The sequence below is a fragment of the Pannonibacter sp. CBAS1226 genome (genome assembly GCF_055685825.1).
Genome location: NZ_JBVOUO010000002.1, coordinates 490,491 through 511,714, shown reverse-complemented (window position 1 = coordinate 511,714; position 21,224 = coordinate 490,491). Strand labels below are relative to the sequence as shown.

At 61.7% G+C, this 21,224-nt stretch carries 19 protein-coding genes and 1 pseudogene; 4 read left to right on the top strand and 16 right to left on the bottom strand.

Annotated features, from left to right (window positions below; all coding sequences use genetic code 11):
• Positions 1-242 precede the first annotated feature (242 nt).
• The 10 genes from AC0CMF_RS09355 to AC0CMF_RS09310 form a co-directional block, all read right to left on the bottom strand.
• Positions 243-659, bottom strand: coding sequence for a Ros/MucR family transcriptional regulator (locus tag AC0CMF_RS09355; protein ID WP_050471100.1), 417 nt, complete (start codon positions 657-659; stop codon positions 243-245).
• Positions 660-1,109: 450 nt separating this feature from the next.
• Positions 1,110-1,466, bottom strand: a complete 357-nt coding sequence (mnhG, locus tag AC0CMF_RS09350; protein WP_374628638.1) for a monovalent cation/H(+) antiporter subunit G — start codon at positions 1,464-1,466, stop codon at positions 1,110-1,112.
• Positions 1,463-1,819: a cation:proton antiporter gene (locus AC0CMF_RS09345; RefSeq protein WP_050471098.1), complete on the bottom strand. Its 357-nt coding sequence runs from the start codon at positions 1,817-1,819 to the stop codon at positions 1,463-1,465. Before AC0CMF_RS09345 ends, mnhG begins: the two co-directional genes overlap by 4 nt.
• On the bottom strand, positions 1,816-2,292 hold the full coding sequence (locus tag AC0CMF_RS09340) for a Na+/H+ antiporter subunit E (RefSeq protein ID WP_050471097.1): 477 nt from the start codon (positions 2,290-2,292) through the stop codon (positions 1,816-1,818). Before AC0CMF_RS09340 ends, AC0CMF_RS09345 begins: the two co-directional genes overlap by 4 nt.
• Positions 2,289-3,893 (bottom strand): Na+/H+ antiporter subunit D, encoded by a 1,605-nt coding sequence (locus tag AC0CMF_RS09335; RefSeq protein WP_374628637.1) that lies wholly within the window; start codon positions 3,891-3,893, stop codon positions 2,289-2,291. Before AC0CMF_RS09335 ends, AC0CMF_RS09340 begins: the two co-directional genes overlap by 4 nt.
• Positions 3,894-3,896: 3 nt before the next feature.
• Positions 3,897-4,274, bottom strand: coding sequence for a Na+/H+ antiporter subunit C (locus AC0CMF_RS09330; protein WP_050471095.1), 378 nt, complete (start codon positions 4,272-4,274; stop codon positions 3,897-3,899).
• The gene (locus AC0CMF_RS09325; protein WP_050471094.1) at positions 4,274-4,693 is read right to left on the bottom strand and encodes a Na+/H+ antiporter subunit B; all 420 of its coding nucleotides are present in this window, start codon (positions 4,691-4,693) and stop codon (positions 4,274-4,276) included. The genes AC0CMF_RS09330 and AC0CMF_RS09325 overlap by 1 nt, the downstream gene beginning before the upstream one ends.
• Positions 4,693-7,071: a putative monovalent cation/H+ antiporter subunit A gene (locus AC0CMF_RS09320; RefSeq protein ID WP_374628635.1), complete on the bottom strand. Its 2,379-nt coding sequence runs from the start codon at positions 7,069-7,071 to the stop codon at positions 4,693-4,695. Before AC0CMF_RS09320 ends, AC0CMF_RS09325 begins: the two co-directional genes overlap by 1 nt.
• A gap of 298 nt (positions 7,072-7,369) precedes the next feature.
• Positions 7,370-7,804 carry a DUF1284 domain-containing protein gene (locus tag AC0CMF_RS09315; protein WP_374628634.1) on the bottom strand — a complete coding sequence of 145 codons (435 nt, stop codon included), beginning with the start codon at positions 7,802-7,804 and terminating at the stop codon, positions 7,370-7,372.
• 67 nt (positions 7,805-7,871) lie between these two features.
• Positions 7,872-8,474 (bottom strand): superoxide dismutase, encoded by a 603-nt coding sequence (locus AC0CMF_RS09310; protein ID WP_050471091.1) that lies wholly within the window; start codon positions 8,472-8,474, stop codon positions 7,872-7,874.
• Positions 8,475-8,948: 474 nt separating this feature from the next.
• Between AC0CMF_RS09310 and AC0CMF_RS09305 the strand changes: the two are divergent.
• Positions 8,949-9,254, top strand: a pseudogene (locus tag AC0CMF_RS09305) (thermonuclease family protein); the annotation flags it as partial.
• A gap of 120 nt (positions 9,255-9,374) precedes the next feature.
• Positions 9,375-9,530, top strand: coding sequence for a sunset domain-containing protein (locus AC0CMF_RS09300; protein WP_472481590.1), 156 nt, complete (start codon positions 9,375-9,377; stop codon positions 9,528-9,530).
• Here AC0CMF_RS09300 and AC0CMF_RS09295 read toward each other — a convergent pair whose 3' ends face one another.
• Positions 9,531-9,893, bottom strand: coding sequence for a winged helix-turn-helix transcriptional regulator (locus AC0CMF_RS09295; protein ID WP_374628763.1), 363 nt, complete (start codon positions 9,891-9,893; stop codon positions 9,531-9,533).
• A 254-nt stretch (positions 9,894-10,147) separates the two neighbouring features.
• Here AC0CMF_RS09295 and AC0CMF_RS09290 point away from each other — a divergent pair, with 254 nt between their 5' ends.
• Entirely contained in the window at positions 10,148-11,002 is an 855-nt protein-coding gene (locus AC0CMF_RS09290; protein WP_374628633.1) for an SDR family oxidoreductase, read from the top strand.
• A 71-nt stretch (positions 11,003-11,073) separates the two neighbouring features.
• On the opposite strand, the gene AC0CMF_RS09285 is transcribed toward AC0CMF_RS09290, so the two are convergent.
• The 4 genes from AC0CMF_RS09285 to AC0CMF_RS09270 form a co-directional block, all read right to left on the bottom strand.
• Entirely contained in the window at positions 11,074-12,699 is a 1,626-nt protein-coding gene (locus AC0CMF_RS09285) for an ABC transporter ATP-binding protein (protein ID WP_374628632.1), read from the bottom strand.
• 1 nt (position 12,700) lies between these two features.
• Positions 12,701-13,828, bottom strand: coding sequence for an ABC transporter permease subunit (locus tag AC0CMF_RS09280; protein WP_058900381.1), 1,128 nt, complete (start codon positions 13,826-13,828; stop codon positions 12,701-12,703).
• Positions 13,829-13,837: 9 nt separating this feature from the next.
• Entirely contained in the window at positions 13,838-14,761 is a 924-nt protein-coding gene (oppB, locus tag AC0CMF_RS09275) for an oligopeptide ABC transporter permease OppB (protein WP_374628631.1), read from the bottom strand.
• A gap of 128 nt (positions 14,762-14,889) precedes the next feature.
• Positions 14,890-16,476, bottom strand: coding sequence for a peptide ABC transporter substrate-binding protein (locus AC0CMF_RS09270; RefSeq protein WP_058900383.1), 1,587 nt, complete (start codon positions 16,474-16,476; stop codon positions 14,890-14,892).
• 405 nt (positions 16,477-16,881) lie between these two features.
• Here AC0CMF_RS09270 and AC0CMF_RS09265 point away from each other — a divergent pair, with 405 nt between their 5' ends.
• Positions 16,882-18,693: an ABC-F family ATP-binding cassette domain-containing protein gene (locus AC0CMF_RS09265; protein ID WP_058900384.1), complete on the top strand. Its 1,812-nt coding sequence runs from the start codon at positions 16,882-16,884 to the stop codon at positions 18,691-18,693.
• A 61-nt stretch (positions 18,694-18,754) separates the two neighbouring features.
• Here the strand turns inward: AC0CMF_RS09265 and AC0CMF_RS09260 are convergent, their stop codons facing one another.
• Positions 18,755-20,758 (bottom strand): methyl-accepting chemotaxis protein, encoded by a 2,004-nt coding sequence (locus AC0CMF_RS09260; RefSeq protein ID WP_050471083.1) that lies wholly within the window; start codon positions 20,756-20,758, stop codon positions 18,755-18,757.
• Between the last annotated feature and the right edge of the window lie 466 nt (positions 20,759-21,224).

Sequence of the window (21,224 nt, the reverse complement as noted above, 5' to 3'; positions counted from 1 at the left end):
GCCGCCGGTGAGCTTGTCCTGCCAGCAGCTCATCTCAGGCAACTCGGACAGAAGCGGGAACCGGCTTTTCGGCCATACTTACTTCAAGGCCAAGAGAGAGCCTCTCAGCGCCGTCGTTTTCACCGAAAGAGCTCCGGCCGGTGCGGCGCCTGAGCCTCCAAGCACTGCAGCCACAAATGCAAAAGACCGCTGCGGTTTCCCGCAGCGGTCTCAAAATCATGCCTGCAGTGCAGGGCTGCCAGTTACTTGGCGCGCTTGCGCTGCTGACCCAGGCCCATCTTCTTGGCCAGTTCCGAACGTGCAGCAGCATAGTTCGGAGCAACCATCGGGTAGTCGGCCGGCAGGTCCCACTTCTCGCGGTACTCTTCCGGGGTCATGTCGTAGTGCGTGCGCAGGTGACGCTTCAGCGACTTGAACTTCTTGCCGTCTTCCAGACAGATGATGTAGTCCGGCATCACAGACTTCTTGACCGGAACGGCCGGCTTGAGCGGCTCCGGCTCCGGCTCGACCTGGGCGCCAGACGTGCGCTGCAATGCACCGTAAACTTCGTTGATCAGGCCCGGAAGCTCAGTTGCCGCTACGGTATTATTGCTCACATAAGCGGAAACAATCTCAGCGGTCAGGTCGATCAGGTTTGCATCTACCGGCGTGTCAGTCATTTCTCACCCATCTCGTAAATTTGTCGCGTGTTCGCATTCCTGCACAAACCCAAGGTCTTCACCAATCGACGCTTTGCAGCACAAGCTTACTTGGGAAGCGCGACGAGAAAAATTTGATTCTTATGCAGAGGCAACGTATTCGAGCTTATATAGATGCTTCATTCATTGGACAAGCCCTAACAAACAAGAAAAAAGTAAAACGGCCTGTTTTCAACGAAACACCTCCGTCATCTGTAGTCCAAATTTGTCCATATTGTGGTAAAAACCCGCTGTAGTGCCGTCAAGTTGCGGCTTTCCCGCATCCCGCGCGCAACCAGCCTTTGGCCGCGCCCTGCCCGGCCCTGCAAGCTTTCACAGAGCCGAAACTTGTCCCGGCAAAAGTAAGGCCCGGTGTCTGACACCAGGCCTTGCAACAAGCACTTTCCTCTCCTGACCGGAAGGGCAACCCTGTCAGGTCTTCTGCTTCTTCTTCCGGTCGAGAAGCGGTGCGAGGACGTCCATTTTTGTCACCGCGCAAGGGCGGTATCCGGCAGCAAGAGCCGCCTTGGCCACAAGATGCGCCGAAATCGGAGCGGTCAGCAGAAAGAAAACAACGCCAGCGATCGCTCTGGTGATCACATCCAGTTCCCTCGCGTGCAGAGCCAGCGCGATCAGCATCAGCCCGGACCCCAGGGTCCCGGCCTTTGACGCGGCATGCATGCGCGAGAACACGTCGGGAAAGCGGATGAGGCCAAGTGCGGCAGCTGCCGCAAACAGCGCTCCGGCAACCAGGAAGAGCCCACTGGCGATTTCGATTACAGCGTTCATTTTCCAGCCTTTCTGCGGGCGAGATCTTCCTTCACTTCCGCGGAGATGGTCGGATCGCCAACCTGCCCCCGGTTCAGAATGAAGCGCGCCAGCGCCACTGTGCTGAGGAACCCGACAAGGCCAAGCGTAATGGCGATGTCCACGTAGAGATAGAACTCGGTTGCAATGCCGATCACGGCAATGAAGCCGATCGCCGTCGCCACCAGCATGTCGAGCGCCACCACCCGGTCCGGAAGGCTCGGTCCGAGCACTGTGCGCACCACCGTCACGGCGAAGGTGAAGACCAGCAGCACCAGAGAAATCTGGATGCAGACCTCAAGGAAGTTTTCGGCAAACAGGTCAAGCGGGCTCAATGGAAGGCCTCCATGATCTTGCGTTCGAACCCATTGCGGATGTCCGCAATGGTCCCTTCCGGATCAGGAACGTCGATGCAGTGGATGTAGAGCACCTTCCGGTCCTCTGAGACATCCACGGACAGCGTTCCCGGCGTCAGCGTGATCAGATTGGCCAGAAGCGCTATCTCGAAGTCGCTTTCAACCGTCAGGGGGAACGCGATGAACCCCGGATTGAGGTCAAGTTTCGGGCGGATCACGATCCGTGCCACGCGCCAGGCCGACATGACCAACTCGTAGAGGAAGAGCAGGATCAGCCCGGTGACGCGCGAGGCACGGCGGAAATAGCCGCCGGTGTTGATCTGCTCGCGGATCAGATACAGCGCTCCCAGTCCGAGCACGAAGCCGAAAGCAAGATTGACCACCGAGAAGGAGCCAGTCACCGCCCCCCATGCGGCAGCCAGCAGGATATTGACGAGGAACAGGCCGCTCATGCTGCACCTCCGAAGACAGACAGGAAGTAACCGGCCGGATCAATCAGGCCGCCGGCACCGCGCATGGCGATGTTCATCAGCCATTCCGGCGCAAGTCCGAACAGGATGACCAGTGCCGTCAGCGCGCCAACCGGGATCCAGAGCGCCGGAGAAGCAAGGCCTGAGGCCTGCACGGCAACCGCTGCAGAACCACCGCCTTGCAGCGCCACCTGGCCGCCGTCAGCCGTTCCCTCGGGCCCGCCGCGCCAGAACGCATAGATCCACACCCGGCCAACGGCCATTGAGGTCAGGAACCCTGTCACGAGGATGGCGGCCGCCAGCCAGGACCAGCCGGTCTCCAGCGCGGCATCGACGAGGATCAGCTTGGGCCAGAAGCCCGAGAAGGGCGGCAGGCCGGCCACGGCAAAGGCAAGGATCAGGAACACGGCTGCAAGGGCCGGGCTCTCGCCGTAAAGGCCGCCCAGCTTGCGCAGATCATTGCTGCCGCACATCGAAGCCATCACACCGGCGGCCAGATAGAGCGCCGTCATGACGATGATCGAATGCACCGCATAGAAAATGGTGCCGGAAATCGCCGCAGGCGTGCCCATGGCGATGCCCGCCAACATCGAGCCGATGCCGGAAATGACCAGATAGCCGAGCAGACGCCGGAGATCGGACTGCGCCAGCGCACCGATAACCCCCACCAGCATGGTCAGAGCCGCCACCCAGGCAATCACTTCACTCATTTCGGCGCGGGCCACCGGCATCAGCATCACCATGACGCGCAGCAGCGCATAGACGCCAACCTTGGTCAGAAGTCCGGCAAAGATCGCCGAAACCGCAACAGTCGGGGTGTGATAGGACGCCGGAAGCCAGGCATTCACCGGGAAGGCTGCCGCCTTCATCGCAAAGGCCAGCAGATACAGGGCACCGATGGTCATCACCGGGCCGGAAGGCTCTGCATTCGCCAGCTTCATGGCGGCATCCGCCATGTTCAGCGTGCCCAGATGGCCATAGAGCAGGCCTGTGGCGATCAGAAAGAGGTTTGTGCCGATCAGGTTCAGCACACCGTATTTCACGGCGCCGTCCAGCTGCGCCCTGCCGTTGCCCAGCACAAGAAGACCGTAGGACGAGATCAGCAGCACCTCGAACCAGACATACATGTTGAAAATGTCGCCGGTCAGGAAGGCGCCGCAGGCACCCGTCATCAGGAACAGCAGGAACGGATAGAACCCGTAACGCCGCCCGGAGGTGTCAATGGTCCCTGCTCCGTAGATGCCCGCACACAGCGCCACCACCGAGGCAATGAAGGCAAGGACTGCGCCCAGAGGATCGGCCGTGAAGGCGATGCCAAAAGGCGGCAGCCAGTTGCCCATTACCATGGTCACGACGCCGGCCTTCAGCACATGCACCAGCAGGGCTCCGGTCGCCAGAACCAGCAGACCGAGGAAGGCCAGCGCCAGTTTGGGCTGCAGGGACGTGTTCTTGCGCAGCAGCAGGCAGAGTGAACCGCCGATGAGGGTGAGAATCGAGGGCACGACGATGAGCCAGTCCGCCGCCGTCACCGGCGCGGTGGTCATAGCCTGCGAAATATCAACCGAATAGGAAGGTCCGGCCATGGATCAGTACCCCTGCGGAGGACCGGCTTCACCCTTGGGCTCGGCGATGCGCATGTCGTTCACGTCATCGGTGCCCAGTTCCTGATAGGTGCGGTAGGCCAGCACCAGCAGGAAGGCGAAGAAGGAGAAGGAAATCACGATGGCCGTCAGCACGAGGGCCTGCGGCAGCGGATTGGCGGTTGCCTGCGTGACAGTCGCCTGATCCAGCGGGATCAGCGGCGGCACTTCGCGGGTCAGGCGCCCGTTGACGAAGATCAGCATGTTGACCGCATTGCCGAGGATGACGACACCGATCAGCATCCGCACGAACATGCGCGACAGCATCAGATAGACGGCCACGGTGAAGAACAGGCCGATGAGGATGGACAGTCCGGCTTCCATCAGTCGCTCTCCCTTTCCTCAAGCGCGAGCGCGATGGAGCCGAAGGCTCCCACCACGACGAGATAAACCCCGATATCGAAGAACATCGGCGTGGACAGATCCACATCCGTGCCGAAAATATGCACGACAGCCCACTGGCTGGTCATGTAGGCCTGCCCCGTGAAAGCCGACAGCAGCCCGGCAACGGCAGCCAGCAGCAGACCGATACCAGCGAGCGTCATCGGATGCACGCCGATGGCCCTGCGGACACCCTCCACACCGCAGGCGATGCCGTAGATGGCCAGGGCGGAAGCTGCAATCAGGCCGCCAATGAAACCGCCTCCGGGCTCATTGTGGCCGCGCAGCAGTACGAAGATGGAAAACAGCACCATCAGGGCCGCGATATAGGGCGCAAAGGTGCGGAAGATGATCGTGCGCATCAGCGTGCCTCCGCAGGCTTGGTCTTCGTGGTTTTGCCGCCCTTGGCCGTCTCGGTGTCCGGCTTGGTGCGGACCCGGATCAGCGCCAGCACGGCAAGCCCGGTGAGAACCACCACCGCGATTTCGCCCAGCGTATCGAAACCGCGGAAGTCGACGATGATCACGTTGACGATGTTGCGGCCATGAGCAATCACGCGGCTGTACTGGGTAAAGAACTCGGACAGGCGCGCGTCGAAGGGCTGCTGGGTGATGGCCAGCAGCACGAGCGTGAAGCCGAGGCCGACAGCACCGGCAATGCCAAGGCTGACGATCCGCGCAAGCATCGGGCGGTGGTCGCGGGGTGACAGGTTGAGCCGGGTCATCACAAGGGCCAGGATCACCACAGACAGGGTTTCCACCATGAACTGGGTGAAGCTGAGATCCGGTGCACCAAACAGCATGAAGATCAGCGCCACCGCGAAGCCCTGGATGCCGAGTGTCACGATGGCCGTCAGGCGGGTGTTGGCAAACAGAACCGCCCCCAGGCCAGCCACAGCGATCAGGATCACGGCCCACTCATAGAAGCGGAACTCGGGCCATTCCGGCACCTGCGGCATGCCATTGGCAAAGACTGCCGGCAACAGCAGCGCGGCCCCCGTGGCGAGGAAGACAACGGCCATATAGGTCTGCATCGAACCGCCCTGCAGCAGGCGGGTGATGCCGGTGGAGAGCTTGACGATGGCAGCCACAAACTGGTCGAACCCCTTGTCCGGTCCCCAGCCGATGGCCTTCAGCACACCGGCCACCGCCGCACGCAGGCGGTCCAGCATCAGGAACAGCCCGATCCCCAGCGCCACGGTAATGATTGACAGGATCAGCGGTGCGGAGATGTAGCCGGGGATGAGATGCAGTTCCACGGCCGTCTGCGCGCCCATCAGGGAGGACAGCATCGGCCCGATGAACAGTTCGCCCGTCGAATGGGCCAGCAGAGCGGCGGCAAGACCGGTCAGCGACAGCACGACAGGTCCAGCCCACAACAATGCGGGGCCTTCATGGGCATGCTTGGGCGTATGCACCTCGGGCCCGAAGAACGGCTTGATGGCGACAGCTGCCGCAATCACCAGCATCAGCGCATTGCCCGCCACAGCCACGGCGGTGATCAGCAGAGCGCCACTGGAGAGCCCCCAGGTGCCGTAATACAGCACTTCCTTGGCGATGAAGCCGATGAAGGGCGGCAGGCCGGCCATGGAAAGCCCGGCGAGCGCGGCAGCCGCAAAGGTGATGGGCATCGCCTTGCGCAACCCGCCCAGCTTCGTCACATCGCGCGTGCCCGTCTCATGATCGATGATACCGGCCACCATGAACAGAGCGCCCTTGAACAGGGAGTGCGCCAGCAGATAGAGCACAGCGCCTTCCAGCGCCTTCTGCGAACTGGTGCCCGTCAGCATGACGAGAAGGCCGAGCGAGGCAACCGTCGTATAGGCCAGCATCAGCTTCAGGTCGGTCTGGCGCACGGCCAGGACCGTGCCCACCAGCAGCGTGATGCCGCCAAACAGCGGCAGCACGGTCATCCAGACTTCGGTACCGCCCAGAGCCGGATGCATGCGCATCAGCAGGTAGACACCGGCCTTGACCATGGTGGCCGAGTGCAGGAAGGCAGACACCGGGGTCGGTGCTTCCATGGCGTTGGGAAGCCAGAAATGGAACGGGAACTGCGCCGACTTGGTGAAGGCGCCGCCCAGAACGAGGATCAGGATCGGCAGATAGAGGCCGCTGTTGCGCAGCACATCGCCGCCCGCCAGCACCTCAGACATCTGCGACATGCCGGTTACCTGCATGATCAGCAGGAAACCGGCCAGCAGCGCCAGTCCGCCGCCACCGGTCACCAGCAGCGCCTGCAGCGCAGCACGGCGCGAGGCAGCCCTCAGATGATCAAAGCCGATCAGCAGGAAGGACGTGATCGAGGTCAGTTCCCAGAAGATGAACAGCGACAGCAGGTTATCGCTCGTCACCAGTCCCAGCATCGCCCCCATGAACATGAACAGGAACGAGAAGAACCGGCCCTGCTGCGGATGTCCCTTCAGATAGCCGCCCGCGTAGAGAATGATGAAGGTGCCGATCCCGGAGATCAGCATCGCAAACAGCGTCGAAAGCCCGTCCAGATAAAAAGAAAGGGTGACGCCATAGGCGGGCACCCATTCTTTAGCGACGGTATAGACTTCACCCTCGGACACACCCGGTACGAACCGGGTGAAGTGCAGGAAGATCAGCAGCGGCACGATGGCAAGCAGCCAGGCCGCATTGTGCTTCAGCACTTTCGTGGCGAATGGCGCGATGATTGCAGCCGCGAAGGGCGCAAGCACGGCGAGAATGGTCGTGTCGAGTGCGGCGGGTGTCATGCTCACTCTTCGGCTAGGGCAAATTGCCAGTACATGCAAATCGGGACTCTCAGTGTAGCGGCCGAGAGTTAAGAATCTTGATCGAGTTAGGCTCTGTCGAGGTGCTGCACAAGGGCGCGAAGACCACTTTTCGCCATAATCGCAAGACCGCGCGCCTTCACGCTGCGGCAATTCGGAAAGGAGCAACCCGGGACGAAAATCTCCGGGTAGAAAAGCTGCCTGAACGGCACGTTTACCTGGCACTGCCCACCGAGATCTTGCCCCGCATCGCAAGGGGCCGAATCAGATGTTTGCCGGGTCAGTCCCCCGTCCCTGCCCTAAGCCGGGTCCCTTCAAACCCCGCCTCGGCAACCTTGTCACACAGGCCGGACCACTCGCAGCCACTGCAGGCCGGGCGGAGTTCGCCCGAAGCAAAGCCACACTGCATCCGGTTCAGCATGTCCCCGTCCACGATCACCTCGCTGCCAGCTTCCAGCCGCCGTCCGAGCAGTGTTCCGGCACTTTCGAGAGCCAACCGGTCACGTTCCACAACGCTGTCGCGGTGACAATGGGGAGCGTCACCAGCCAGAAGCGGCGCACAGATGTCGTCCGGCCCCTGAACGATCACCACAGGCTCCCCTGCCCTCATCCGCCGGATCACCCTCGCATAATTGGCGACAAAGCGGGGGGAATAGCCCTCCCCGACGAAGGTCAGCATGCACAACAGGTGATGTCCGCGAAGCCGGATGGTCATGCCTTCTACCTCCCCTTCAATGCCAAAAGGCCCGGCGCGAGGCCGGGCCTTTCAACGAAACGGAAGCTTACTTGGCCGCAGCTTCGTACATTTCCAGGACGTAGTCCCAGTTGATCAGGTTGTCGACGAAGGCCTCGAGGTACTTCGGACGGGCGTTACGGTAGTCGATGTAGTAGGAGTGCTCCCACACGTCGACGCCGAGGATCGGAGACGCACCCTGCACCAGCGGGCTTTCGCCGTTGGCGGTCTTGGAGATGATCAGCTTGCCATCCTTGACGGCAACCCAGGCCCAGCCGGAGCCGAACTGGGTGGTGCCGGCAGCGATGAAGTCGGCACGGAACTTGTCATAGCCGCCCAGATCGCTGTCGATGGCCTTGGCCAGAGCACCCGGGATGGACTTGCCGCCACCATTCGGCTTCATCCACTTCCAGAAATGGATGTGGTTGTAGTGCTGGCCGGCGTTGTTGAAGAGACCGGCATTCTTGCCGAAGCTCTCCTTGACGATCTCTTCCAGCGTCTTGCCTTCGAGGCCGCTGTCCTTCAGCAGGTTGTTGCCGTTGGTCACATAGGCCTGATGGTGCTTGTCGTGGTGATACTCAAGCGTCTCCTTGGACATGTAGGGGCCAAGGGCGTCATAGGCATACGGCAGTTCGGGAAGTTCGAAAGACATGGCAAATCCTCCTTCAGGAAAGCTGTGGTGCGGCCCGGCTGCATGCGTTCATGCTGGCCCGGCCCTTCCGGAGCTGCGGGGAAGCAGCTCGCGCCGGGATGCAAAATAGGCGTCTTCTCGCTCGTGGGCAATGCGTCCGGGCAAATAAAAAAATATTTTTCTTGGTTTATTAGCTGGAACCATTTCCGGCGCGCCGCGTTCAGCGCCTCCCGCCTTTCACAAGCGGCCAATCCGTGCGTCCCTTAAAACCGGAAGCAAGAACTTAACAGCCCGTTAACCCTTGCTCCCCACACTTCCCGGCATGCCACCTCGGCCACGCCTGATTCCGGGATTACAGTCTTGAAAACAAACGCAATCCGGCCCTCACTCCGGAGCCGCCTTCCGCTCGGCGCGCTTGTCATTGCTGCATGTGTCACCGGCGGTGCGGCCCCTCTCGCGCTTCAGGGGCTCAAGGTCACGGATGGCGACACGATCGTGCTGAACGGCGAGAAGATCCGCCTGGAAGGGATTGACGCGCCCGAGCTGGCACAGCGCTGCCTTTCGTCTTCCGGCAAGGAGTATGACTGCGGCAAAGAGGCGGCAAATGCCCTGAAGGCGCTGCTCTCACGTGGGCCGGTGACCTGCAAGGGCGATGTTACCGACACCTATGGCCGCCGGCTGGGCACCTGCTATTCCGGCGGCGTCAACGTGAACGCGGCCATGGTGGAAAGCGGTCACGCCTTCGCCTTCGTCCGCTATTCCTCCAGCTACGTGGCCGAGGAAGCCCGTGCCCGTGCGGGGCGTATCGGCATGTTCGCAGGCACAGCCCAAGCCCCGTGGGAGTTCAGAGCCGCCAAGTGGCAGAATGCCAGCACTCAAAGACACGTGCAGGCTTCGGCGGATGCGGACAGGGAATGCCCGATCAAGGGCAACATCTCCAAGAACGGCCGCATCTATCACATGCCCTGGTCCGCGTCCTACGCCCGCACCAGCATCAACGAAAGCAAGGGGGAGCGCTGGTTCTGCACGGAAGCGGAAGCCATTGCCGCGGGCTGGCGGGCCGCCCACAGCAGCTGATCAACTGGTCCCCCGTAGCCGCTCCGTCTTCGCCGCCATGATGTTGGGGGTGTTGACCTCCAGCCAGTCTGCCAGCGTCTTCACCCGCTCGGCAGCCTCGCGGCCCAGCGGCGTCAGGCTGTATTCCACATGTGGCGGCACCACGGGCAGCGATACCCGGTCAATCATGCAATCCCCCTCCAGTTGCTGCAGCGTCTGCGCCAGCATCTTCTCGCTCACGCCGCCGACCTTGCGGCGCAGCTCGCTGAAACGGTGCGTGCCCTCCAGCAGCGCCAGCAGGATCAGCACACCCCAGCGGCTGGTCAGATGATTGAGAATTTCCCGCGACGGACAGGCCACACTGAACAGCGCGCCCCGGCGCATCAGCTCCGAAAGCGGCTGACCGGTGACCAGATCCGGGGCCACGTCCACAGTTCCGGCTTCGTCAGAGATTTTTTCTTCCCTGTCCAAGGTACTGTTTTCCATATCTTTTCTCCTGAAAGGCACATCCAGTCGGGACGCCTTTCCGCTAACTTACCAAATTGTATGTACTTTCCAAAAGAAAGTAAATAGCGCATATCTGCCGCATCGCATTGCCCCGGCGAGCCCGCCGGAGAAAACAACAGATGGAGCCGCATATGAAACTCGCAATCACCGGCGCTTCCGGTCAGCTTGGCCGCCTCGTCGCCGAAAACCTGCTCACCACCGAACCGGCCGCCTCGCTGCGCCTGCTCGTCCGGTCCCCGGAAAAGGTGGCCGATCTTGCCGCACGCGGCGTGGAAGTGGTGGCCTTCGACTATTCAAAGCCGGAAACCCTCGCCCCTGCCCTTGCCGGCGTTGACCGCCTGCTGCTCATCTCCGGCAGCGAAGTCGGCCAGCGCGTGCCGCAGCACAAGGCCGTCATCGAGGCAGCGAAAGCTGCGGGCGTCGGCCTCGTCCTCTACACCAGCGTCCTGCGCGCCCAGCAGTCCGGCATGATCCTTGCCGGTGAACACAAGGCCACCGAAGACATGCTCGCCGCGTCCGGCCTCAACTACGTCCTGCTGCGCAACGGCTGGTATATCGAGAACTATCTCTCCGCCGTGCAGGCCGAGATTGCTCATGGCGTCGTCGGCGCCTCCGGTGATGGCCGCATCTCCGCGGCAGCCCGCGCTGATTATGCCGCTGCCGCCGCTGAAGTGCTGCGCAGGGGCGCACCCTCCGGCACCATCTATGAACTGGCCGGAGATACGTCCTTCAGCAAGGCGGATTATGCGGCTGAACTGTCCCGCGCCTCGGGCAAACCGGTGACCTACACCAACCTGCCGGAAGCGGCCTACAAGGATGTTCTCGTGCAGGTCGGCCTGCCGGAAGGCTTTGCCGCCATTCTGGCTGATTGCGACACCTGCACCGCCAAGGGCGACCTTGAGGACAACAGCAAGACGCTTTCCAGCCTGACGGGCCGCCCCACGACGTCGCTGGCCGTCATGGTCGCTGAGGCCGTGAAGGGCTGACCCCCCAACCGCCTTTCACGCCGCATGTCAGCCTCTCCCGGAGCCATCCGGGAGAGGTTTTTCGTCACAGATCACGCGGCCGCATGCGCCTCGGGCAGCATGGCGGCGGCGATCAGGCGGCGGGTGTAATCCTCCCGCGGCGCCTCGAACACATCCGCCGCAGGCCCCGCCTCGACGATCTTGCCGTGCTGCATCACCATCACCGTGTCCGACATGGCCCGCACCACCGCAAGATCGTGGCTGATGAACAGATACGTCAGCCCATGGGCGCTCTGCAGGTCGCGCAGCAGCGTCACGATCTGCTTCTGGATCGTGCGGTCCAGTGCCGATGTGGGCTCGTCCAGCACCATCAGATCCGGCTTCAGCACCATGGCCCGCGCGATGGCGATGCGCTGGCGCTGGCCGCCGGAGAACTCGTGCGGATAGCGGTTGCGCATCACCGGATCGAGCGACACCTCTTCCAGCGCCTGACAGGCCCTGCGGTCACGTTCGGCACCACTCAGGCCCGGCTCATGCACCAGCAGCCCTTCGGTGATGATCTGGCCCACGGTCATGCGCGGGCTCAGCGAGCCGAACGGATCCTGGAACACCAGCTGCATATGCTTGCGCAGTGGGCGCAGCTCCGCCTTGCTCTTGTCCGAGATGCGCGTACCGTTGAAGAACACCCGGCCTTGTGCAGGCATCAGCCCCAGCAGCGCCCGGCCCAGCGTCGACTTGCCGGACCCGCTCTCGCCCACGATACCCAGCGTCTGGCCCTTGCGCACGGTCAGCGAGATGTCGTTCACCGCCTTCAGGATGAAAGGCTTGGTCAGCAGGCCGCCGCCGAGGGCGAATTCCACCGACACCTTCTGCCCCTCGATCACCACCGGTGCCGACACGTCAACCGGCGCCTTGGTGCCCTCAGGCTCGGCATCCAGCAGCATGCGGGTGTAGTCATGGGCGGGCGCCTCGAAGATCTGCGCCGTCTCGCCTTCTTCCACCACCTCGCCCTTGCGCATCACGTAAACGCGGTCCGCAATCCGGCGCACAATGCCAAGGTCATGGGTGATGAACACCACCGCCATGCCCAGCCGCTTCTGCAGATCCGCCAGAAGATCGAGGATCTGCGCCTGCGTCGTCACGTCCAGCGCCGTGGTCGGCTCATCCGCGATCAGCACGTCCGGATCATTGGCCAGCGCCATGGCGATCATCACGCGCTGGCGCTGCCCGCCGGACAGCTCATACGGATAGGACTTCAGCTTGCGCTCCGGCTCGGGAATATTGACGAGCTTCAGAAGCTCCAGCGCCCGTGCCCTGGCCTTGGCCCAGCTCAGGCCGCCGTTTTCCACCATCGGCTCGCACAGCTGGCGGGAGATGGTGTAGAGCGGATCGAGCGAGGTCATCGGCTCCTGGAAGATCATGGTGATCTTCTTGCCGCGGACCTGGTTCAGCTCGCCGGTCTTCAGGCCGAGGATGTTCCGGTCCCGGTAGAGCACGCGCCCGCCGGTGATGCCGTTGGACGCCAGCAGCCCCATCGCTGCCATCATCGTCTGGCTCTTGCCCGATCCGCTTTCCCCCACGATGGCGACCGTTTCGCCGCGGTTGACGTGGATATCGACACCCCGCACGGCCTCCACCACGCCCGTATTCGTGGCAAAGCTGACCGTCAGGCCTTCGATCTTCAGCACCGCATCATTCTGGTTCTGAGATGTCGTCATGTCAGCGGTCCTTCGGATCAAGCGCATCGCGCAGGCCGTCGCCGATGAAGTTCAGCGCAAACAGCGTCGAGGTCAGGAAGATCGAGGGGAAGATCAGAAGCCACACGCCGCCCTGCAGGTTGCGCGCGCCCTCCGAAATCAGCACGCCCCAGCTCGTCATCGGCTCCTGCACGCCAAGGCCCAGGAAGGAGAGGAAGCTTTCCAGCAGGATCACCTTCGGCACCAGCAGCGTCATATAGACCACCACCGGCCCCAGAGTGTTGGGGATGACATGGCGGCGCAGGATGCCGGCATTGCCAACGCCCATGGCTTCGGCCGCCTGCACATATTCCTGCCGCTTGATGGTCAGCGTCTGCCCGCGCACGATGCGGGCCATGTCCAGCCACTCCACCGCGCCCACGGCAATGAACATCAGCACGAAGTTCCGGCCGAAGAACACCACCAGCATGATGACGAAGAAGATGAACGGCAGCGAATAGAGCACATCGACGATGCGCATCATCACTTGGTCCACCCGGCCGCCGAGATAGCCGGAGGTTGCGCCATAGATGACGCCGATGGAGATGGCCACCACCGTCGCCAGCAGACCGATGGTCATCGATACGCGGCCTGCGATCATGGTGCGGGTCATCAGGTCACGGCCATTGGCGTCCGTGCCGAAGTAGAAATGCAGCTTGCGCACGTCTGCCTTCAGCGTCACCGACTTGCCGTCGGCCGCCATGTCCTCAAGGCGGGCATTCTGGAAGTAATCGCTGCGGTCCACATATTGCACCGAACGCGGATCGATCTCGCGCGAGGAGGTGAGCCGCACGCTCACCGTGTCCCCGTCGCGCTGGAAGTTCTCAGCGTCCAGGCGCGCCCGGCGCAGCACATTCATCAGACCCGGTTCCACCTGTTCAGGCTGCGGATAGGGCTGCAGGCTCGCCGGCACTTTCACGAAGTCACGGTAGACCTGATCGAAGCCATGCGGCGACAGATAGGGGCCGATGATGGAGACGAGCGTCACGAGTGCCAGCACGATCATGCTCGCAACCGCCGCCCGGTTGGCCTTCAGCCGGTCCCGCGCGTCATCCCAGAGGGAGCGGCCCTTGACCGGCTGTGGTCCGTTTGCAGAGGAAGTCAGGCTCATGGCTGGTCCTCAGTCGAAACGCACGCGCGGATCAAGCAGCGCATAGAGCAGATCCACGAGAAGATTGAAAAGGATGACGAAGCAGGCAACGATCACCACGGTGCCCATGACGAGCGTGTAGTCGCGGTTGAGCGCCCCTTGCACGAAGTAGCGGCCGATGCCGGGAATGCCGAAGATGGTTTCCACCACCACCGATCCGGTCAGCAGCGCAGCGGCGGCCGGTCCGAGGTAGGAGACCACCGGCAGCAGTGCCCCGCGCAGCGCATGCACCACGATGACCGTATAGGCCGACAGGCCATAGGCCCGCGCCGTGCGCACATGGTTGGAGCGCAGCGCCTCGATCATCGAGCCGCGCGTCAGGCGCGCCACCACGGCAATCTGCGGCAGAGCCAGTGTCACCACGGGCAGGATTGCATAGGCGTAGTTGCCGGCCGCCCATCCGCCGACCGGCAGCCAGCCGAAATTGACGCCCAGCACCAGCTGCAGCACCGGTGCCACGACGAAATTCGGAATGGTCACGCCCAGCGTTGCGGCAGCCATCACGGAATAATCAAGGCCGTGGTTCTGGCGCAGCGCCGCGATCACGCCCAGCACACCGCCAACGATCAGCGCCAAAACCAGCGCGCTCAGGCCAAGCTGGATGGAGATCGGCAGACTGGCTGCAAACAGCTCGTTGATCGAAAAATCACGGAAGTAGAAGCTGGGGCCGAAATCCAGAACCGCGATATTCTTCAGATAGATCAGGTACTGGTTCCAGAGCGGTTCATTGAGATGATAAATCCGGTTGAGGTTTTCCATCACCTTGGCTTCCAGCGGCCGCTCCAGATCGAAGGGCCCGCCCGGCGCGATGCGGATCAGGAAGAAGGAGATGGTGACAATAAAGAAGAGTGTCGGGATGGCTCCCAACAGCCGTTCAAGCACGTAGCGCAACATGCCCAGACCTTTCCTTCGCCAGCGGGAAACGCTGCCCGGCAGCCAGAAGCTGCAAGACAGCGCCCGTCATGACGCAAAACGGCCAGTTGCAGCTCCCTTTCGGAAGCCGCAACCAGCCGTGTCCTGTCTTACTCGGAAATGCTCATCCAGCGGGTCGGATGCACGTCCATGAGGTTCGTCTCGAAGCCCTTGAGCTTCGGCGAGACGAGGTTCTTGGAGGCGTAGTACATCATCGGGATGAAAGGCAGATCGCGCATGAAGATGGTCTCTGCCTCCTTGAGGATGGCAGCGCGCTTTTCGAGGTCCGTCGTATTGGCGGCCTCTTTCATCAGGTTGTCGTAGTCCGGGTTGTTGTAGTTCGCGTAGTTGAAGCCGTCGTTGCCGGACTCCACCAGGAACAGGAAGTTCTGCGGGTCGGAATAGTCGCCGATCCAGCCGGCACGGGCGACGTCGAAGTCCTGCTTGTCACGCAGCATGGCGTAGTGGGTCGCAGTGTCCGTGTTCACCAGCGAAACTTCCACACCCAGCGGCTTCCACATGTCGGCAATGGCAACAGCCGTGTTCTTGTGGTTCTCGGAGGTGTTGTAGTTGATCGTCAGCTTCAGCGGCTTGTCCGGGCCGTAACCAGCCTGCTTCATCAGCTCGATGGCCTGCTCCTCGCGGTCGATCTGCGGCAGATCCTTGTAATCCGCATAGGCCGGCTCACCATAGTTGTTGATGCCCGGGGGAACCAGCGAGTAGCCGGCAATCATCGTGCCGCCCCAGATCTCGTCCGCAAGGAACTCGCGGTCGATGGCCATGGAAAGAGCGCGGCGGACTTCCGGCTTGGCCAGCGCCTCATCCTTCATGTTGAGGGCGTAATAGTAGGTGCCCAGATAGGGAGCGGGCTTGAACTGATCGGCCAGTTCCTTCTCGATGAAGGCCATCTGCTCGGTCGGCACGTCATCGTTGGAATGCAGTTCGCCGGCCTGGAAGCGGCGCAGCGCAGCGCCGCGGTCTTCCGTCGGATAGAACACGACGGTGTCGATGGCCACATTGGCAGCATCATGGAAGTTCGGGTTCTTCACGGCCTTGAGCTGGGCGTTCGGCGTGAACTCGGCCAGCATGTAGGCGCCGTTCGACACCATGTTGCCGGCCTTGACGAAGTCACTGCCGAACTTCTCGACGCTGGCCGGATGCACCGGCAGGCCGGTCTGGTGGGCCAGGAGGTCCACGAAATACGGGGTCGGCCGCTCAAGGGTGATTTCCAGCGTGTGGTCGTCAACCGCCTTCACGCCCAGTTCTTCACCCTGCTTCTCGCCCTTGTTGATCGCTTCGGCATTGAGGATCGGATAGAGCACGGTCGCGTATTTCGCGCCCGTTTCCGGGTTCATGATGCGGCGGAGCGAGAAAACGAAGTCACCGGCCGTGACCGGATCCCCATTCGACCACTTGGCGTTGTCGCGCAGCTTGAAGGTGTAGGTCCTGCCGTCCTCGGACTGGGTCCAGCTCTCTGCAACGCCCGGAATGATCTTGCCGGCAGCGCTGTAGGCAACAAGCCCCTCATAGAGGTCACGCAGGATATTGCCTTCATAGACCGTCGAGGTCTTGTGCTGGTCCAGCGTTTCCGGATCGGCGGAATTGCCACGGTGATAAACCATCTCCGCCATGGCAGAGAAGGAGGTTGCAGCCAGAAGCGCGGCGGCGAGCGCAGTCATCCTTGCGGACTTGAACATTTTAGTCTCCCCTCTTCAACACTTGAAGAGCACCTGGTGCCGGTGCGCTGGCACGTTCACATGCAGCCCCACCCTGTTCAACCCTGCCACGGGGGAACACGGGTTGCAGGAGGGTAAAAAAACGGATTCTTTTCGGCAGTGCCAGTCATTCGAAAAATTTTTCCTCCCCTGAAAATTTATGCATTCCGCTTAGTTATTCATCGTGCCCACAATCAAGGCGTCAGAAAAACGCCTGCATTCTGCGGCTTTTTTCACCTGCCCCCTGCACGGACGCGCTGAAAACAGAGAATCGGCCCTCCTGCGGTTTCCTCTTGCATGGCGGCCCAAGATGGCGTTCCTCTGCGCCAGACTTCGCGCCGCCCCTCCATGGCAGCGCCTCTGACACTCGACCTTTGACAGGACCACATGGCCCCTCCGCTTCTCATCCTGCGTGACATTCATCTCACTTTCGGCGCCACGCCGCTTCTGACCGGAGCCGAGCTCAGCGTTTCGGAAGGTGACCGGCTGTGCCTTGTCGGGCGCAACGGTTCGGGCAAATCCACCCTGCTGAAGATTGCCGCCGGCATGATTGAGGCCGACAAGGGCGAGATTTTCGTGCAGCCCGGCCGCACCATCCGCTATCTGCCGCAGGAGCCGGATCTGTCGGCTTACGAAACCGTGCTCGACTATGTGACCGCAGGCCTTGCCCCCGGCGATGATCCCTACCGTGCGCCCTATCTGCTGGAAGTCCTTGGCCTCACCGGCAAGGAAGATCCGAAGAGCCTGTCAGGCGGCGAAGCCCGCCGCGCGGCGCTCGCCCGCACCTTGGCGCCGGAACCGGACATTCTTCTTCTCGACGAGCCGACCAACCATCTTGACCTTCCGGCCATCGAGTGGCTCGAAACCGAGCTGAAGAGCCTCAGGTCCGCCATCGTGCTCATCTCGCACGACCGGCGCTTCCTCGAAAACCTCTCCCGTGCCACCGTCTGGATCGACCGGGGCACATCGCGGCGGATGGAGCGGGGGTTTGAGCATTTCGAGGCCTGGCGCGACGAGCTTTTCGAGCAGGAAGAACGCGACCAGCAGAAGCTGGCCCAGCAGATCAAGCGGGAAGAGCACTGGATGCGCTACGGCGTCACGGCCCGGCGCAAGCGCAACATGCGCCGCGTGCGTGAACTGGCGGACCTGCGCGACAAGGCCCGCAGCCACCGTGGCCCGCAGGGCACCGCGAAGCTGGCCGCCACCGAAGGGGAAACTTCGGGCAAGCTGGTGATCGAGGCCAAGTCCATTTCCAAGGGCTATGGCGAGCGGACCATCGTCTCGAATTTCTCCAGCCGCATCCAGCGCGGCGACCGCATCGGCCTCATCGGCGCCAATGGCGCGGGCAAGACCACCCTGCTCAAGATGCTCACCGGCGAACTGGAGCCGGACAGCGGCACCGTGCGCCTTGGCACCAACCTGCAGATGGTGACCCTCGACCAGAAGCGCGAGAATCTCAATCCGCTCGACACGCTGGCCACCGTCCTCACCGGCGGGCGCGGCGACACGGTGGTTCTGGGCAGCGAGACGAAGCACGTCATGTCCTACATGAAGGACTTCCTCTTCGCTCCCGAACAGGCCCGCACCCCTGTCGGCGTTCTGTCCGGCGGCGAGCGCGCCCGTGCCATGCTCGCCCGCGCCCTCGCCAGCCCGTCCAACCTGATGGTGCTCGACGAGCCGACCAACGATCTCGACCTTGAGACGCTGGACCTCCTGCAGGAACTGCTCAGCGACTACGAGGGCACAGTGCTCCTCGTCTCGCACGACCGTGACTTCCTCGACCGCGTCGCCACCTCCGTCATCGTCTCGGAAGGCAATGGCAAGTGGCAGGAATATGCCGGCGGCTATTCCGACATGGTGGCACAGCGCGGCGATGGCGTGACCGCCCGCAAGGCCGAGAAAGCAGCCAAGGCCGAAAAGGCCCCTGCCCCGGCCGCCACCGAAGCCAAGTCCTCGTCGAAGGTGAAGCTCTCCTTCACCCAGTTGCATCTTCTCAAGACCCTGCCGGAGACCGTCGACAGCCTGACGAAGAAGCTGGAGAAGCTGCAGGCCGAGATGGCCGACCCGAACCTCTACGCAAAAAGTCCGGACCGCTTCGCCAAGCTCTCCGCCGAAATCACCCGCCTCACCGGTGAAAGGGATGCAGCCGAAGAGCAATGGCTGGAACTGGAAATGCTGCGCGAGGAAGCCGAAGGCTGAGAAAACACAAAGGCCGGACATTGCTGCCCGGCCTTCGCTGTTTAACGTGATTGCCTGAAGCTTACGCTGCCCGCACCTGTGCGATGAAGCGCGTAACTTCCATCTTCAGCGTATCTGCATCCTTCGCAAGGCCACCGGCCGAGCCCAGGACCTGCGAGGCGGCTGCGCCCGTCTCTTCCGCCGCACGGCTGACACCGGTGATGTTGGAGGAGACTTCCACCGTGCCCGCAGAGGCCTGTTGCACATTGCGGGCAATTTCCGAAGTGGCTGCGTTCTGCTCTTCCACCGCGGCGGCAATCGTCGCGGCGATGCTGTTCAGCTTGGCGATGGTGTCGCCGACGTTCTGGATTGCATCCACCGAAGCGCTGGTGGCAGACTGAATCTCGGCGATCTGACCGGAGATTTCCTGCGTGGCGCGGGAGGTCTGTTCCGCCAGCGCCTTCACTTCCGAAGCAACCACCGCAAAGCCACGGCCGGCTTCACCGGCACGGGCCGCCTCTATGGTGGCGTTCAGCGCCAGCAGGTTGGTCTGGCCGGCAATCTCCGAGATCATGTTCAGCACGTCGCCGATCTTCTGCGAAGCCGAAGACAGGAAGGCAATCCGCTCGCTGGCGGTCTGGGTATCACCAACCGCCTGCTGGGACATGCTGGACGACTCCTCAGCCCGGCGCCCGATTTCATTGACTGACGCCGCCAGTTGCTCAGTTGCCGAGGCCACGGTCTGCACATTGGCAGCAGCTTCTTCGGAAGCCGCCGACACGGCGGTGGACTGCTGGGCCGTTTCTTCTGCCGAAGCGCTCAGCGTGTTGGCTGCAGCCTGCATTTCCTGCGCGGCGGCCGACACGGTCTCGACGATCCCGCCCACGGCACGCTCGAAGCTGTCAGCCAGCTCGTTCATGATGCGGCGGCGCTCGGCCTCCTGCTGGCCCTTGACCGCCGCCTGCTCGCTTTCAAGCCGTTCCTTCTCGATGCCATTGGCCTGGAACACCTCGACAGCCGCCGCCATCTCGCCAATCTCGTCAGAGCGGCCCGATCCGAAGACCTTCATCGTCAGGTTGCCAGCCGCAACGGCCCGCATGCAATCCGTGATCGCAGAGATGGCCCGGGAGATGGACATGCCGAGGAAGACAGCAATCGCCGTCATCACCAGCGTGAAGATGCTTGCCAGCGTCAGCGTCGTGGACAAGGTGCTGTCGATCCCGGCGGATGCCTTGGGGCCGACTTCGTTCTGTACTGCAATCACTTCATTGCTGACGGTTTGATAGGCCGTTGATATGGCCGGACCGATCTTGAAGATCCGCGCTGTCAGGGCCTCCTGCTGGGCCGCAACATTGGTCTCGACGTCCCTGGCCTGCTGCCTGACCTGCTCGAACTCCGCGACAAGCCTGCCCGTCAGCTGAGACAAGCCAGAGCTCTGCTGTGCCGAGGTAACCGTCTTCAGGAGAGGCTCTACATTCGCATAGCGGGTCTGGGCCTGAGCCAGATCCGCCGGATTTGCGGCAAGCCCATACCGCTCCATATACACCCGGGCGAGCAGGAACTCCTGCAAGACCCGCGCAGAGTTAGCCAGCACGACACTGTTGTCTTCGGCAATGGCCTTCTCGATGGTTTCCGTCAGAAGCGCCCGGAGTTCCCCATCCTCTTTCCGCAATCCTTCAAGAGCATTCGTAGCAGCGGTATTGGACGTGCGGAAATCGAGAAAGGCCCGCTCATATGCAACGACATCGCTCTCAAGCGCCTGAAGCTCGGCAAGCTGCGGGGAGCCTGCAAAGAACTGGCTGACCTTGGCCTTGCTGGCCTTGAGATCCGACAGCAGCTTTTCAGCTCGCTGCCCGTCCGTGTCATTGGGAGCAAGAGCATAACGGACCACCGCAAGGCGGGCCTCCGTCAGGATCGTGGCCGATTCAGAAATCACAAGCGACTGCCGGGCCGCTGCCCGGTAGTCATCGAAATAATTGGAGGCGGTCTGCAGGCCACTATAGCCGAGCCAGGAGACCGCAAGGAGTGCAGCGACAGATAGACCGAAGCCGCCGAAGAGTTTGGAGCGCACAGTGAGATTTAGCATTAGAACCCCCGGTTAACAGGCCTCTACAGATTGCGCCAAAACAATATAAACATGGTTAACACCACGATTTAAATATAAAAATACATGACAATCATACTTTCAGCAGCAGAATTAAGACAAAAAATGCAAAAATTAAGCGAATTTTACTCCAATATACGAGCAATAATAATAGCCATATTTAAAAAATACATAGAACAAACTCTACGGAATGCAAATCGCACATATTCATCTCGGAAAGGTTGTCCCAACTCGAACCGGATCAACTCCTCCGGCATGCATCGATAAAAATCTAACGGAAAACTTGATCTTTTCGGCCTCGCACCCTAGACAGCACAGGAATTAAATCGGCCCCGTCGGATTTATTGAAGTTTTTCTTTTGACGAAGGAAAGTTATCCTAGGTTACCGTGAACCGTATTCACGTGACGAGCCCGCCGAAACCTTACGTAGAGTTATCGTTAATTTTAA